Origin of the sequence: Formosa undariae (assembly GCF_042427615.1) — a bacterium.
Classification (GTDB): Bacteria; Bacteroidota; Bacteroidia; order Flavobacteriales; family Flavobacteriaceae; genus Formosa; species Formosa undariae.
In genome coordinates this window covers 15,199-31,406 of sequence record NZ_JBHMEZ010000032.1, presented here as the reverse complement: position 1 = coordinate 31,406, position 16,208 = coordinate 15,199, and the positions used below count along the sequence as shown (strand labels likewise).

The 16,208-nt window shown below is 35.1% G+C and carries 8 protein-coding genes and 1 pseudogene; 3 read left to right on the top strand and 6 right to left on the bottom strand.

Annotated features, from left to right (window positions below; translation table 11 throughout):
* Positions 1 to 5 precede the first annotated feature (5 nt).
* Positions 6 to 893, bottom strand: a pseudogene (locus ACFFVB_RS17145) (IS256 family transposase); the annotation flags it as partial.
* A gap of 258 nt (positions 894 to 1,151) precedes the next feature.
* Here ACFFVB_RS17145 and ACFFVB_RS17140 point away from each other — a divergent pair.
* From ACFFVB_RS17140 to ACFFVB_RS17130, 3 genes are all read left to right on the top strand, one after another.
* Positions 1,152 to 4,349, top strand: a complete 3,198-nt coding sequence (locus ACFFVB_RS17140) for a SusC/RagA family TonB-linked outer membrane protein (protein ID WP_382384456.1) — start codon at positions 1,152 to 1,154, stop codon at positions 4,347 to 4,349.
* An 11-nt stretch (positions 4,350 to 4,360) separates the two neighbouring features.
* The gene (locus ACFFVB_RS17135; protein WP_382384455.1) at positions 4,361 to 6,082 is read left to right on the top strand and encodes a RagB/SusD family nutrient uptake outer membrane protein; all 1,722 of its coding nucleotides are present in this window, start codon (positions 4,361 to 4,363) and stop codon (positions 6,080 to 6,082) included.
* A gap of 66 nt (positions 6,083 to 6,148) precedes the next feature.
* A complete protein-coding gene (locus tag ACFFVB_RS17130; RefSeq protein WP_382384454.1) occupies positions 6,149 to 6,805 on the top strand; it encodes an SGNH/GDSL hydrolase family protein in 657 nt (218 codons plus the stop codon).
* A gap of 276 nt (positions 6,806 to 7,081) precedes the next feature.
* Here the strand turns inward: ACFFVB_RS17130 and ACFFVB_RS17125 are convergent, their stop codons facing one another.
* The 5 genes from ACFFVB_RS17125 to ACFFVB_RS17105 all read right to left on the bottom strand — a co-directional run bounded on the left by ACFFVB_RS17125 (position 7,082) and on the right by ACFFVB_RS17105 (position 16,200).
* Complete coding sequence (locus ACFFVB_RS17125) at positions 7,082 to 8,800, bottom strand: arylsulfatase (RefSeq protein WP_382384453.1); 1,719 nt, start codon at positions 8,798 to 8,800, stop codon at positions 7,082 to 7,084.
* A 134-nt stretch (positions 8,801 to 8,934) separates the two neighbouring features.
* Complete coding sequence (locus ACFFVB_RS17120; protein ID WP_382384452.1) at positions 8,935 to 10,416, bottom strand: sulfatase family protein; 1,482 nt, start codon at positions 10,414 to 10,416, stop codon at positions 8,935 to 8,937.
* Between the two features lie 57 nt (positions 10,417 to 10,473).
* On the bottom strand, positions 10,474 to 11,898 hold the full coding sequence (locus ACFFVB_RS17115) for a sialate O-acetylesterase (protein ID WP_382384451.1): 1,425 nt from the start codon (positions 11,896 to 11,898) through the stop codon (positions 10,474 to 10,476).
* A gap of 24 nt (positions 11,899 to 11,922) precedes the next feature.
* Positions 11,923 to 14,301, bottom strand: a complete 2,379-nt coding sequence (locus tag ACFFVB_RS17110) for a hypothetical protein (RefSeq protein ID WP_382384450.1) — start codon at positions 14,299 to 14,301, stop codon at positions 11,923 to 11,925.
* Positions 14,302 to 14,397: 96 nt separating this feature from the next.
* Positions 14,398 to 16,200 carry a family 78 glycoside hydrolase catalytic domain gene (locus tag ACFFVB_RS17105; RefSeq protein ID WP_382384449.1) on the bottom strand — a complete coding sequence of 601 codons (1,803 nt, stop codon included), beginning with the start codon at positions 16,198 to 16,200 and terminating at the stop codon, positions 14,398 to 14,400.
* Positions 16,201 to 16,208: the final 8 nt, after the last annotated feature.

The window sequence follows — 16,208 nt, the reverse complement described above, 5'->3', positions numbered from 1 at the left end:
ATTATTTATAGTTTAATCCTGTTTTCAAATATAGCTAAAAATTGATTTAGTATAACTCCCCAGTTTCTGATGGGCATCGTCCATTTTTTAGTGCTTTCTCTAAGTGCTAAAAATACAGATTTCATTACAGCATCATCTGTTGGAAAAGAGAGCTTGTTTTTGGTGTATTTTCTAATTTTTCCATTTAGATTTTCTATTAGGTTAGTTGTGTAAATTATAGTTCTTATTTCAATTGGAAAATCAAAGAATACTGTAAGCTCATCCCAATTATTTTCCCAACTTTTAATAGCATAAGAATATTTGGAGTCCCATTTAATTTTAAAGTCTTTTAAAGCAGCTTTAGCAGCCTCTTTTGTTGGGGCTGTATAGATTTGCTTCATATCACGAGTAAATTCCTTTTTGTCCTTCCAGACCACGTAGCGACACGAGTTTCTTATTTGGTGTACAACACATATTTGTGTCGTTGAGTTCGGAAAAATGGTTTTAATAGTATCTGTAAATCCATTTAAATTATCGGTAGCTGTGATAAGTATATCTTGGGTTCCTCTAGCCTTAATATCGGTTAAAACACTCATCCAATAGGCAGAAGATTCGTTTTTGCCTAACCATAATCCTAGCACCTCTTTTTTGCCATCGGTTCTGAGTCCAACAGCGATGTAAATCGTTTTATTAATGACCTTAGAGTTCTCTCTAACTTTAAAGACAATACCATCCATCCAAACAATTAAGTAAGTAGCTTCTAGCGGTCTGTTTCTCCAGGCAATAACATCTTCTGTGATTCTATCGGTAATTCTTGAGATGGTGGAAGTAGATATATTAAAATCGTAAAGCTCTCGGATCTGCTCTTCGATATCACTATTACTCATGCTTTTAGCGTAAAGAACTAATACGATCTCGAGGAACTTGGATCTCCGTTTGTCTTAAAACTGATTTTAATTTCGTTGTGGTTAATTTATGGTAATAATTGTTAAAAAAAGTTGAAATAGTATTGTCTATTGTTAAATTTTAGCATAATAAGCGATTTGTGACTTGCTAGTTTTGATTAAAATTTAATTACGATAAATCCTTTTGTAATTAAAAGCACAATAACCTCGTTGATTTTAATCTTCTCCAGATGTAAAAGAGGCAAACTTAACTTAATCAATATAAAAATGAAAGAAAAGAACAGATTTAAGTATAAACAGAAATTTTACAATCTACTCCTGTTATTTTTTATGGGTACAATTGGGATGATGGCTCAAACCATTGCAGGGACTTTAAATTCAAAAGATGGACCAATGCCTGGTGCTAGTGTTTCTCAGAAAGGTACTTCAAATGGGGTTGTTACCGATTTTGATGGTAAATTTAAAATTCGGTTAGCTGAAGGAGAGAAAACGTTAGTGTTCTCATATATTGGTTATAAGAGCGTAGAGGTTATCGTAGGTAATGAAACTGTTTTAGATGTAATAATAGAAGAAGATACGGAAACCTTGGATGAAGTAGTTATTGTTGGTTACGGAACACAGAAAAAAGTTAATTTAACAGGTGCTGTTTCCGTGGTAGGCAAGGAAGCATTAACAGATAGACCAGTGGCGAATGTACAGCAAGCTTTACAAGGTGCATCTCCTAATTTACAGATCACAACTTCTGACTCATCAGGGGAACCTGGAGCTTCGATGAATATGAGTATTAGAGGTTTGACGTCTCTTGAGGGGGATAGCTCTCCGTTTGTTTTGATTGATGGTATCCCAATGGACATAAATGATATAGATCCAAATGATATTGAATCTATTTCTATTTTAAAAGATGTTGCTGCTTCTGCTATTTATGGTGCTAGAGCTGCATATGGTGTTATTCTCATTACTACTAAAAATGGTGTTGGAAGTAAAGGTGTTAAGGTTTCTTATTCTACTAATTTTGCTATCACATCATTATTGAATATGCCTCAAAATGCTGATGCTTTATCATTCGCTCATACAATGAATCATTCTAGTATTAATGCCGGAGGTAGTGGCTATTTTGATACTGATGCCCTAAATAGGATTGCTCAAAATATGGCGGAACCAGGTAGTGCTCCAGGTGTATTACCTACAGCAGATGGTTTAAATTGGGATATTGGAGTACAAGGATTAAATTCTTCAGATGCTACTGATTGGGAATCTGTTTTATTTAAAAAAAATAGTTATAGAAAAAAACATAATATTAGTCTTTCAGGAGGTAATGAAGATATATCATTTTATTTGGCAGGAGGGTTTTATGATGAAGATGGTATGCTTAAGATTGGTAATGATTTTTTTAAAAGATATAATTTAGATGCTAAAATTCATGCGAAAATTTCTTCTTGGATGAAAGTTTCTCTTTTAACAAAATATAATTATGAGGAGCAGGAATATCCTACACATCCTGTATATGGTAGATCTTATACGATTTTAGAAATGACTAGATTAAAACCAACAAAACCTCTTTATTACCCAGGAACAGATGTTTATACTGGAACAATTGGAGAACAAGAAGTTTGGAGAGGAAGTGATAAATACAGACAATTAGTGTTTTCTCCTAGATTGACTCTTGAACCTATTAAAAATTGGATAACGAATGTAGAAGTGAATTATAGAACTAATGACAATAGCGTTCAATCTTCATATGGCGCCGTAGCTGGAGCAGTACCAGATGGAACAGGAGGTTCTATTATTACATACTCTAATCAGGCAAATACTGCATACGATTCTAACTTATACACAAATACTTATTTGTCTCCTAATATTTATACTAATTATAACAAAAGTTTTGGAAATCATAATTTCGGTTTAATGATGGGTTACCAACATGAAACATATAGTTATTCTAATTTAATGGTACAAGCAAATTATTTATTGTCAGGTTTGATTCCATCTATTAGCACTTCTGTGGGGGAAGTAACTTCTAATTTCAGTAGTGACAATGATGAGGATGAAAAGGGACATTGGAGTACTCAAGGTGTTTTTGGACGTTTTAATTATAATTACAAAGAAAAATATTTATTTGAAATGAATGTTAGAAGAGATGGTTCTTCCCGATTTGAACCAGATAGTAGATGGGGGACTTTTCCTTCATTTTCTGCCGGTTGGGTCTTTTCTAAAGAGAGTTTCTATCCTTTAAAAGATCAAATAGATTTTTTTAAAATAAGAGGTTCTTATGGTTCTATAGGAAATCAAAATGTTGATAATTATTTATATGTGCCAACGATGTCTGTTAGTCAATCTTCTTATCTGTTTGGAGGTGAGCCGTTATGGACTGTTGGTTTGCCTAATATCTCAAGTGTAGACTTGACATGGGAAAAAGTAACTACCATGGATTTTGGTTTGGATATTAAATCATTTAATAACCGTTTAGCTTTAACGTTTGATTGGTATGAATCTAGAACTAATAATTTAGTAGGACCTGGACAAGTTCTACCTGTTATTTTGGGAGCAGAAGTTCCTAAAGTAAATGCAGGAGAAATTACAACACGAGGTTGGGAGTTAGAGTTGTCATGGCAAAATACTTCGGGCGATTTTAATTATGGTATAACAGGGGCATTATCTGATTATAAAAGTAAGATTACACAATACAATAACCCAACCAATATTTTAACAACATATTACGAGGGTATGGATATAGGAGAAATATGGGGATTAGAGACTTCTGGACTTTTTCAGTCTGTTGCAGAAGTAGATGATTGGACTGTAGATCAATCCTATTTGTATTCAGGAGAATGGCTTCCGGGAGATGTAAGGTATTTGGATCAAAATAACAATAATGTTCTTGATATTGGGGATAATACTAAAGATAATCCTGGTGATAAAAAAGTAATAGGAAACAATACTCCCAGATATCAGTTCGGGTTCACCTTTAATGCTGGTTATAAAGGGTTTGATGTTTCTTTTCTAGTACAAGGGGTCGGTAAAAGAGATTTAGACCTTAGAGGATTAGGTACCTTCAGAGGACCTGCTAATGGACCATTGCATGCTAATGTTTATACAGAACATTTAGATTTTTGGAGGGATGAGACTAGTCCTTTAGGAGCAAATCCTGATGGTTATTTCCCTAATGCCTATAGTCAATATACAGGACAAAATGAAAAAAATTATGGTTTGCCAACTACTCGATATTTACAAAATGGAGCATATGTTAGGCTTAAAAATGCACAAATTGGGTTCACATTACCTAAAGGAGTAAGTGATAAAATAAAAATATCTAAAGCTAGGATTTATCTATCAGGAGAGAATTTATTGACATTTACAGATTTAATGATTTTCGATCCAGAAGCATTTAGTGGAAGACAAACACGTGTTGGTGATCAATACCCATTAAGTCAAGTGTTTTCATTGGGACTAAATGTTAACTTTTAAAAAAAAAAATAATGAAAAGAATATATTATATAGTTATAATTATTATTGGATCAATGTTTTTTAATTCATGTTCAGATGACTTATTAGACAAAACTCCTTTAGATGAGATATCTGATGAAGATTTTTGGAAAACAGAGGGAGATTTACAACTTTATTTAAATACCCTATATGGTGAATTTCCCGGTTGGGAAGGAGATGGGACTGCACCTTCTCACGATATTGGTACCGATATAATTAGTGAATCACAATTATGGTTTGGAACTTCATCAACAAATAGATTAGATGGTACTGGTAATTTACCAACTACTGGAGGAGGATGGACCTGGTCTAATATACGATCTGTAAATTATTTTTTAGAAAATGTAGATAGAGTCGAATCTGGAGAGTTAATAGATCATTATAAAGGAGAAGGATATTTTTTTAGAGCTTATTTCTATTTTGAATTACTAACACAATTTGGAGACTTACCGATAGTAACTAAAGTTGTTCAAACCGATGATGATGATATATTATATGGAAGAAGGGAGTCTAGAACAGATGTTGTTAATTTTATATTAAGTGATCTTGATTTGGCTATTGCTAATATGAAAACAGTTTCAGATGTTGGAGATTCTCGTTTAAATAGAGATATTGCTTCTTTATTTAAGGCACGAGTGGCTCTTTATGAGGGGACATGGGAAAAATATCATGAAGGAACTGAATTTGCAGGAGATACAGATGGTTCTCTGTTTTTAGAGCAAGCTCACGCAGCTGCTTATAATGTTATTGAATCGGGTAATTATTCATTGTATACTGCAGATGGAAATACAGATGAGGCTTATTATGACCTTTTTATTCAAACTGATTATAATGGACACTCAGAGGTAATGTTATATAAACATTATGACTATTTGACTTACAATATTAAGAATTTTTTATGGAATCAACCGAACTTACAAGGTATGACACGAGAAATGACTAAGAATTACTTAGCGTCTGATGGAATGCCAATATCAGTAAGTCCTAATTTTATTGGAGATGCTACCTTGTCCGAAATTCAAGTGAATAGAGATCCTAGATTAGGACAAACAATAATGGCTCCAGGCGATTTAGATTATGTTTCTTTAAATGGTGATGATATAGCTTTTAATACGCCTAACATGACAAGAAACCCTACTGGTTACTCTATAGAGAAATGGCGTTCAAAAGAAATCTTAGCTGATCAAGAAAATCATAGAACAAGTGACATTGGCTATATAATATTTCGTTATGCTGAAGCTCTTTTAATATTTGCTGAAGCTAAAGCAGAGTTGGGAATCTTAACTCAAGCAGATGTTGATATATCTATCAATAAATTACGTGATAGAGTCGGTATGCCTCACCTTAATTTAGCTTCAATTACTCAGGATCCCAATTGGCCAGATTATGGATATACTTTAACAGATTATCAATATGAAGTTAGAAGAGAACGTGTGGTTGAGTTGTTTGGAGAAGGTAATCGTTTAGATGATCTAATGCGTTGGAGAGCTCATAAATTGTTTGTAGGAACCAGACCTCTAGGAACTACTTATACTTCAGATATTGAAGATCTGTATCCTGGTCTAATGGTTGATAATGATGGGTTTATAGATCCTTTTGTTAATTATTTAAATGGGGGAGCTTATGGATTTGATGCTAGTCGAGATTATTTATTACCATTACCAACTAACGAATTAACTACTAACCCTGCTCTTATTCAAAATCCAAATTGGTAAGAGATTAAAAAAATAAAACTGGCACAGAAATGTTGCCAGTTTTTTAATGAATTTTAATTTATTATTATGAAATACAAATTAATTCTTATTGGTTGCCTAGCTGTAATGTTAGCTTCTTTTAAAACAACCGATATTTTGCCAGATGTTCTTATAATTGGAGATTCAATTTCTTTGGGGTATACACCTTTTGTAAGAAAAGCTTTAAAGGATAAAGCTAACGTAGTACATAATAAAGGAAATGCACAACATTCAGGTTATGGTTTAGAACAGATCGATGAATGGATCGGTGACAAGAAGTGGGATGTCATTCAATTTAATTGGGGATTATGGGATTTGTGTTATAGAAATCCGGAATCTAAAAATCAGGGTAATCGAGATAAAGTGAATGGAAAAGTAACGTTTACACTAGAAGAGTATGAACATAACTTAGAGGCCTTAGTCGTGCGATTAAAAGAAACAGACGCTAAACTTATTTTTGTGACAACATCCTACGTTCCTGAAGGTGAATTAGGACGTATCGTGAAATCGGATAAAGCATATAATAAAGTTGCTAAGAAAGTCATGAAAAAATATGGAGTGACTGTAAATGATATCAATAAGATTTCTAAGAAAATACATAAGGACCATGGCGCGGGACCAAAAGATGTGCACTATACTAAAGAAGGTTATGAGCAGCTTTCTCAACCTGTAGTTAAAATCATTGAAAAGTATCTAAATGATTAGGTGGTCATTTACTTTTAATTTTGAAAAGGTACCATTTTAAATGAGTGCCTTTTTTTATGCCTGAGATATACGATTAGATTCAGATTGTATATCCTAAACATTCATCAATTTATGTTTATGGTAGTGTGTGTTATTAGAATAATTTAATTACACTGTTTGATATTTTAGTAGTCCGAAATGGCACTGCTAAATTTTAGAAGAATAAATCTGTTATGTGATTTTAGAAGATGACTATGTTTTTAATGTGACTACTTTTTAAAACGTGAATCCATGTCTTTAAAATTGATAGTCTATTTCTACATAAAACGGTTTAATGTACGCGCCTTGTTCTCCCGTAACAAAAGGTGTTATTCTAGCTACACCTTTTTCTAGTTTTATGTGATCCATATGTATTATGCCGTCTTTTAAGGATGCAACATCTTTTGTTATTTTAGTAGATCCTATTTTTAAGTCAACTTTAATAGTGTTTATCTCTTTTTGAAATAATTGAACTTTGATGTCGTAATAGCCCGTTTCTGCAACTTCTATTTCCCATCCGGCAACATCTTGATTTTGCGCTTTGTTTTCTGTGAAAATAGCATCATTAATATTTAATACAGAAGGGTTCTCGTGTATTGTTCCAACAATTGCAGGGTGATCTTTAGTGAAATTCTTTTCAGAAATCATGTCGTTAAACCAGATGTCCATGTCTTGTTTTAAATGTAGGGCTTCTGAGTTGTGAGTCGATACAATGTTTTTTTGTTCGTATGGGTCGTCTATAATATTATAGAGTTCAAAGCTATTAATATCTGCATTTCGTTCTGTATTTCCAACCAGTTTGTATTGTTCTTTTCTAATCGAGATATTGGTGTATTGTTCCGGACCGCCACGAACCCAACTGCGTGCAAAAGTCCGATTTCCTAAGCTAGACATTTCATTATTCAATAAAGGCAGTAAACTTTTTCCGTCTAGAACTCTATCTGTAGGAATTTGTGCACTACATAATTCTGCCAGCGTAGGTAAAATATCGTAATGTGCTGTAGGTGTTTTAATATCGCGATTTCCTTTAAATTGAGAAGGAAGACTCCAAAAACTAGGTACTCGAACACCACCTTCGTACACATAACCTTTTCTTCCTTTCATGCCTGCAGCATAACGATCGTGCTGATGACCGTTATCCGTCATAAAAATAATCAACGTATTATCTCTTATTTCCATGCTATCTAAGGTTTCGAAGAGTCTTTTTAAGTTATCGTCTATATTAGAAACCATAGCATAAACTTTTCTAGCATTTTCTTTTAGCTGTTCATTCATTACAGGAAATGGTCTGTCGTCATTATCAAAACCTTTCGAAGGATCAATGTCCTTGTACATGTCGTAATATGCGTCAGGTACTTGAAGCGGGGCGTGTGGTGCATTGAAAGATAAATATAGGAAAAAAGGATCTGCTTTGTTTTCTTCAACAAAATGGATCGCTTCATCTGTAAATACATCAGAGCAATAGCCTTTAGTTTTTACCATTTCTCCATTTTTCCAAAGAATGGGATCATAATACCGTTGATTACCTTCTAGTGCATTTGGCCAGTCTCCATTTTGACCTAATCCGCCGGACAGATGATTTAAGGTGAAATCGAAGCCTTGATCTTGCGGACGAGAAGGGTAGTTGTCTCCAAGATGCCATTTCCCTATCATACCTGTTTTATAACCGGCATCTTTAAGAATTTCAGCAATAGTAATTTCATCGGTTGCCATTATTGCGCCACCTCTATAGGTGTCACGAACTCCTGTTCTTAGCGTGTATCTTCCTGTCATTAAAGCAGCACGAGTTGGCGCGCATACAGGCGATACTAAAAACTCATCAAATCGCACGCTTTCTTTTGCAAAACGATCTATGGTTGGTGTTTTTACATGCGGATTGCCATAATACCCAAGATCTCCAAAACCTTGGTCGTCCGTTACAATAAGGATAACGTTGGGTTTTGTTTGCGCTTTTAAGTTCTGAGAAATGAATCCCAAGAATATAATGTAACAAGCGAGAGATATAATTTTGGATGTATTAAACATTTTAATAGTTTGCGGTTGCGTTCCAAGAGGTGTTAATGAGGGACACAATATATTTTGGTTTCTGTTAAAAGAAAATTATAATGGAATTATTCCGTATAAGGTATAGTCCCTGTTTTATCTACAGTGTAACCCCATTTTTTAATGTATTCCGTGCCTGGCAGAAATTCATCTTTATTCGTTTTTAATCGTTGTGTAAGTTTAGTGTCTAATTCAGATTGAATAGTCGCATACTCCTTATTCCCGATTAAATTAGTTTCTTGGTACGGATCTTTTTGATTATCGTATAAAAGCCAAGGCCCATTTAAATCACGAGTATATGTATATCTAGGTGTTCTTAATCCTCTATATTCTCTTCCGCCTCGGTTTTTATTCCAAGAACCAAAAGGTTGGATAGATCTTATAAGTGCAGCATTATCTAAATCTTCGTTATTCTTAATTATTGAACTGAAATCTGTTCCTTCAATAGTGTTCGGAATCTCTATATTTGTTAATCCCAATAGGGTAGGTAATAGGTCTTCAGAATTTACCACTACTTTCTTGGTGCTTGGTTTTAAATTGGCTGCGGCAGGTAGCTTTAAGAGCATAGGTACACGAATAGATTCGTCGTAAGGTTGTTGCTTTTTTAATTCTCCGTGCGATCCTAATAAATCTCCATGATCTGAAGTGAATAGAATAATCGTATTATCCCATTGTCCATCATCTTTAAGTTGTTGCGTGATTTTACCAATCATATCGTCTATAGCTTCAATATGTGCGTAGTAACCAGACAATTCTTTTTTAGCTCTTTTTTGAGATTTTTCAGGAACGTTTTGTCTAAGCTGAATTTTTTCTGGATCAAAGCGATCACGATATTCTTTAGGAGCAGTATGATACGGACCATGTGGTGTACCATAAGATACAATCATAAGAAATGGATCTTCAATAGCTTTTCTGTCGCTAATATAATGTAAGGCAGCATCGGTTTGATCGAAAGTGTCGTAGCGTTCCCATATTTTTCTATCAGGGTTGTCGTTATCGTAATACACAGAATGATTATAGTCGTGCGTACACTCGTTACCATTCCAAAATTCGAAACCTTGTCTTCTTTCTCCTGGTGGTACATTTTGTAATCTACCATGACCGTCTAAATGCCATTTTCCTATGTACCCCGTATCATAATCATGCGCACTAAATATCTTAGCCATAGTAAGCGCATCTGGATTAAGCTGAACATCGTTCATAAAAACACCCGTAGTTAAAGGTAGTTGCCCTGTTAGTAGTGCCGCTCTAAATGGTGTACAAACTGGGGTGCCCGATACGGCATTGGTAAAATTGATGCTTTCTGAAGCTAAACGATCTAGATTTGGCGTTTTTACATTCGGATCGCCAGCATAACCTGTGGCTTGTGCGCGCCATTGATCGGTTAAAAGAATAAGAATATTCGGTTTTTTAGTAGGTACGGTACTCGTAACAACTGCCGTATCTTCTTTCTTTGCGTCTTTACATGAGATGTTTAAAATAAACATACCGGCTAAAAGTAGGTGACAAGAAAAGAATGTTCTCAAATACTTTTTAAAATGATGTAGCATATCAATCTTTATTTTAATGTGGTAATAATTGTAATTCAAGTGTGATAGTGAGATGGTTTACTCCAATTCCCAGTCGTCTGTTCTAAAAGACGAGGCAGGTAAACCTGCTGTATTGAATAGTTCTCCAACAGTGAAATCTTCGAAGGCATAACGCACTGCAACAGGATTAGGAACATACGCTGAAAATAAAACCAATCCTTTCCAATTTATTGAAACTTGGGCAGGATAAAAACGTTTGTCTTTACCGGCAATTTTGAAATTAGTAAAGTCTTTACCAAAGGTGTTTAGCCCCGTTTTAGCATGGTCGAATGTAAGTTGCACAACAGGACCTTCAATACTCATGTCTTTTAAAACAGGACCAGAATATTCAATACCTTTTAGGTTGTAAGTTTTGGCTAGGGCTAGGTATGCCAGACGCTCGCCTCCTAATTGTTTGTGCGCTGGATGAATGATATTTTTTTCTCCTACGTCCATTAAACTTACCATTCCGGTATTCACCGTTTTTGTTGAAGCTTTTAATTGCGCTTCTCTAAGTAAAGCTGAATTTACGCCAGGTTTGTTGCTGTAATCGTGAGGTGCTATTTGTACGTAATAAAAAGGGAAATCTCCAATAGCCCATTCTTTACGCCAGTTGTTAATTAGACCGGGCATCAATGCTTCGTATTTTTTTGGTTCTGGAGCATTAGATTCACCTTGGTACCAAAGCACACCTTTCATAGTGAAACCTTTTAGCGGATTTATCATGCCGTTAAAAAGGGTAGTAGGTATTCTATGGGTTACTCGACCTTTAGCGTCTAGAGCAGGTTCAGGAACCCAGTCAAAGTCTTTAAGTCCGTCTTCGCTTATCCAAGGTTCTATTCTTGTGCCTCCCCAAGCAGTAACAATTAGTCCCACAGGAACCTGTAATACCTCTTGAAGCATTTTACCAAAATGGTAAGCTGTAGCGCTAAAATTAGCAGCATGCTCTGGCTTAGATTCTAGCCATTTACCAGAAACATTATCTAGTGGTTCAAGGCTTGCTTTTTGTCTTACTTTGAATAATCGAATCTGATTATTCGTTGAGGTCGCAATGGTTTTATTAGACCCTAATACCGGTTGTTTACTAAACCCTTTTAATGGCATTACCATATTAGATTGTCCAGAACAGATCCAAACTTCTCCTATTAATACGTTGCTAAGCGTTAGCGGTGTGCCATCAGAAATAGTAATGTCGTAAGGACCACCCGCACTAGGCGTTTCAACTTTTAGTTTCCAATGACCATTTTTATCAGCTTTAGTTGTGTACGTCTTTCCATTCCAAGAGGTTGTTATTTCTACTGTTTTACGAGAGGTCGCAGTTCCCCAGATAGCGGCATCGGTTTGTTGTTGTAAAACCATTTCGCTACTAAAAAATGCAGGAAGTTTTATTTCTGCTGTAGCAATATGAGTGATACAAAATATAAGAAGTAATAAAATGGTGTTTGAAACGGACTTGTTGTACATGCTTAAGTTTTTAAGGGGATGCTATTATTTTCTATCTAATGTTAGTGTTATTTTTTCCCATGGTTGAGGGTGTGTTGTAATCCATAATTCTGGATTTAAATCCAAGTTTTCTTTATCGTAACCCATAGTAAATACTTCAATTTCTTGACCGATCATCGATTGGTCTAATGGAATATAATAGGTGTAATTGTTATCTCTACGAGACGTCATGAATTCCCAGTTATTAGCAGGGTAAGACGATGCTCTATCAGGAGCGCCAATATAAGTGTCACCTATTTTAGCCGCTGCATAAGCACCTTCGATACCGTGTTTCCCGTTTATGGCCACACATAAGTAACTTCCTTGAGCGATCTCGTCTAATACGATTTTAGATTTCCATACTTTTTGAGCTTTTTTCTTGCTCGGGTGTGCAAATAAGTTGGAAGCTCTCCATTGCGTTCTGTCTACTTTTTTTCCTTTAGCTACACCTTCAATTTCTACGATTTGTTGTGATGTGGCTTTAAATCTTAAGTATCTTACGTCTTTACCAATGTTTATTTCGGTTTGTTTTTCTGCAATATAGGTTAGGGTTTCCCAGTGTATTAAGTCAGTAGAAATTTCAACAAAATTTCCTTCACCAACAAGTAAGGGTTGTAATCCAAATTCGTTAGGAACTGTAATTAAAAGCTGATCTAAATATGTGATTTTTCCTAGATCCAATCTAAACGCGCCACCTTCAATACGTGTGTCTAAACGGTATGTTTGGTTGCGCCAAAATCCAGTTTCTAAATTCCCGTCGAATAAATTTTTATCCCAAACACCACGGTTTACAAAAGCATCTTGTTCGAAAAATGCATCTCGAGCGGCTTTAACTTCTGGTATTTTAGTTTCTCCAGAACGTTTTAAAGAACGTACTTCTAAAGCATTGTTGTCTGCTGCAAATATGGTAGCTTCATATAGTGTAGTCACATCTTCAGGGATAGATGTTGCTTCAAAAGCATTTAGTTTACGGTGGTAATTATTTTTTAATTTGTCTCCAGGGAAACGGACTTTTAATTTTCCGCCTTTTTCTAATTTCTGAATAGATTTACCATCAACTTTTGCATTGGTAAATAAATCACTATTTGCTATGTTTATGTTAGATGTTGTTCCTGGCATTCCAAGAATTTCAATTTCAATAGATTCGCCAGGAATATTTTTTATAGTCTGGAAATCTGTTCCCGCTAAAAGCGGATCTGTGTAGGCTTCTGTAGTGGCTATAAATAATGCAGATCTAAAAGGTAATACATCTACAGGAACAGTTTCTCCTTTTTTAAATGTACCAATTAATTTTTCTGTAGGATGTACTTGAAGTAATGTAATGTCTCCGTCGGCTTTAAGTCCGATATCTTCATTTAATGTTAAAGAAAAAGACTTTGCTTCCCAGTTTAAATTTCGAAGGCTTAATAGTTGTGTTTTACCATCTCCTCTAGTTACGGCATGTTCTCCGTATGCTTTATCTAGTACCATACCGTCTACAAGAATATCTCTATATTTTTTATGTAAATTATAGATATAAGCCAGTTTAGAAAATTCGGCGTCGTTTAATAACCAAGGGTTACCATAGACTTCTGGAGAAAGAATCAGTGCTCTGTTGAAAGCTTGTAATACTAAATCGTCTTCCCAGAAATCGATACAAGATGAAATACACACACCATGGTCTTCTGTTAAACGTTGTAAGTCTGGTACAAGTCCTCTAGACATGGCCTGAGCTCTATGGTGTGGCGCTGTCATGGTATTTGCCATATGTACATCTATATAGGTTTCGGCACCTCCCCATAAAAATGTAGTTGCGTAAGGTTTTGCCTTATCTAAACCAAGACGGTGATTTAATAAAATTAAATCCGGGCTGTGTTCGCGAGATTGTTTCATTAACTCAATAAAAGCATCTTCTTTTTCAGGACGTAATGGTCCGCAAACAGCATCAAATTTAAAAAGTGCAAAATCATAATCTCTACACAATTTTACCATTTCGGCTATACGTGCTTTTTCTTCTTCTGGCGTATCTCCAAATCCGTCAGGTCCACCCCAAACACCTAATCTAATATCAAGCGCTTTGGCTTGCTCATAAATAGGATCGAACCCATTAGGAAATTGCTTTTTAAAGCGTTCGGAATAAATACTTCCATAAAAATTCTTACCATCAATTGCACCAGCATCCATTGCGTAGATATCTAATTGCATCCCATATTCACTTTTTAACCATCCAAAGAAGTCTAGATTTATTGCCGTATGTTCTTCTGTAGGACCTTCGTTCGTGTTGTTAATCCAACTAAAGTATTGTGCTTTCGAAGGTGTTCTTTCATCTGCACCTGGAAAAACGTGTTCTTGACCTGATACATTTAAAAATGAAATGAAAAAGAAGGAAAATAGAATATGCTTCATAGTTAATAAGTTATGTGAAGAGTTAAATATCATTGGTTTTATTTTTGGTGTCTCAGTAGCGAATAAAATTTTACAGCTGGGTTATAGGTAAGTAAATTACTTTTTTAGTGTAATCGTATTACGTCCTTCGCTAAGCTTTAATTTGGTTTTTTTATGTATTACTACGCCGTTATGTTTTATAGATTTCCAGTTTCCAGAAGGAATTCTAAACTGTCCGTTCATGGATTTAGGTAGTTCAATTTCATATTCAGAATTATGATCGTCTATCTTTTTGAATTTTGCTGTAATCGGACCTTTAATAGTAGGTGCTTTAATTTCTGAAAAACTAAGATTGTCTAATTGAGGATAGATTTCTGCCATTTCGAAACCAGGAGTTATAGGCTTAATACCCCATAAATCTCTTGTAATTATATTCCCTGGCGCTGTCCCCCAAGCATGATTCCAATCTAGATTTGGTTTGTATTTAATATCCCAAGCTTCCAAAGTCATGGTCGATCCAGTTTTAATCATATTCCACCACGTTCTGTCGTGGTCTGTAGCCGTAATTAATTGTTTAGCATATTCTGCTTCATTCGATTTATATAAACCTTCTAATAAATATTGAGCCGCGTAAACACTACACGCCATCCCTTTAGATTTAATAAATGTAATGACGGCTTCCTTGCGTGCTTCTGGCACTATTCCGAATGCTAAAGGAAACATGTTTGCGTGAAGCGAGGAGTGGCTAGAATTTTCACCATCTATATACAGTCCTGTAGATTTATCGAACAATTTGTCGTTAATAAGGACTTTTACTTGGTTTGCTTTTTCTTTAAAAAACAGAACGTCTTCCTTTTTATCTAAGGCTTCGGCTATGCGAGACATCATTATAAGGTTTTCAAAATAAAACGCATTGACTACGGTATTTATCGCTTTCATCTCGTAACCGTCACGTTCCGACATTGGCCAATCTACAATATCTCTAATTTTCTTTCTGTTTTCAAACCCCAGTTGCGTCATTAATTCCTTATTCAACTTTTCATTGTCGGTCGTAATTAAGCCATCTTCTCTAGCCAATTCGATGAGCGTTTTATCTTTTAGCTTATTGTAAAATTTACTAATCGATTCGGTATCTCCTGTGTACAAATAATCGTAATAAAACATTTTAGCCGTATGAAGTATCCATTCGGTAGGCCATGTAGGGGTAGAAATAAAATATTCGTTAGTTCTTCTCGCTAAAGAATATTCATTGTCGAAAGCATAATGACTAAGTTGATTGATATACGCGTCGGCTTCATAAGGAATGCGTTCTCTATCTCCATCTACATAATAGCCCGCAAAACTAGTGGCTTTAATGGTGTGCTTGCAGATGTCCCAAATTTGGTTAAGTATAGTGTCTGAAGACGTGAAATAACTAGCCTCGTCATTGAACTTGTAATGCACGACCTTCTGATGGATTATAAGGTCGTCTATCGGGATTTTTAAGTTCTCTATCTCACAATATCTAAATGGCATAATCACTCCAAATGATTCTGGAAGTGCTATGGCTTCAGGTTTAGTGTTACCTATAACTTTTGGTAGTATAAGATCTGTTGCGTCTCCTTTATTTAGATTCGGTAACATAACCCTTTGGTATCTTATGGTTCCTTTTGGTTTTCTGTTAACAGTGTGCTCTGTCGAAAGCTGCTCTGCCAAGTGAAAAACAACGGAGTCCTTTTGAGATGCATTGGGTTTTAAAGAAATTGTTCCGAAATATGCCTTGCCGAAATCTATAAAATAATGACCATCGCCTAACTTCTGAATGTTTACAGGTTTGTGTAAGTTGTGCTCAAATTTTGCTTTGACTTCGGTATAATCTTGTGCTTGAACATTTAGAAAAGGTCCAAGCACGATTAGAATATTTATAAGAAGTAATCTCATTAAGTGTT

Excerpts from the sequence above, each read along its gene's own strand:
- ACFFVB_RS17135 (WP_382384455.1), top strand. The coding sequence starts at position 4,361 with ATGAAAAGAATATATTATATAGTTATAATTATTATTGGATCAATGTTT.
- ACFFVB_RS17140 (WP_382384456.1), top strand. The coding sequence starts at position 1,152 with ATGAAAGAAAAGAACAGATTTAAGTATAAACAGAAATTTTACAATCTA.
- ACFFVB_RS17105 (WP_382384449.1), bottom strand. The coding sequence starts at position 16,200 with ATGAGATTACTTCTTATAAATATTCTAATCGTGCTTGGACCTTTTCTA.
- ACFFVB_RS17120 (WP_382384452.1), bottom strand. The coding sequence starts at position 10,416 with ATGCTACATCATTTTAAAAAGTATTTGAGAACATTCTTTTCTTGTCAC.
- ACFFVB_RS17110 (WP_382384450.1), bottom strand. The coding sequence starts at position 14,301 with ATGAAGCATATTCTATTTTCCTTCTTTTTCATTTCATTTTTAAATGTA.
- ACFFVB_RS17115 (WP_382384451.1), bottom strand. The coding sequence starts at position 11,898 with ATGTACAACAAGTCCGTTTCAAACACCATTTTATTACTTCTTATATTT.
- ACFFVB_RS17130 (WP_382384454.1), top strand. The coding sequence starts at position 6,149 with ATGAAATACAAATTAATTCTTATTGGTTGCCTAGCTGTAATGTTAGCT.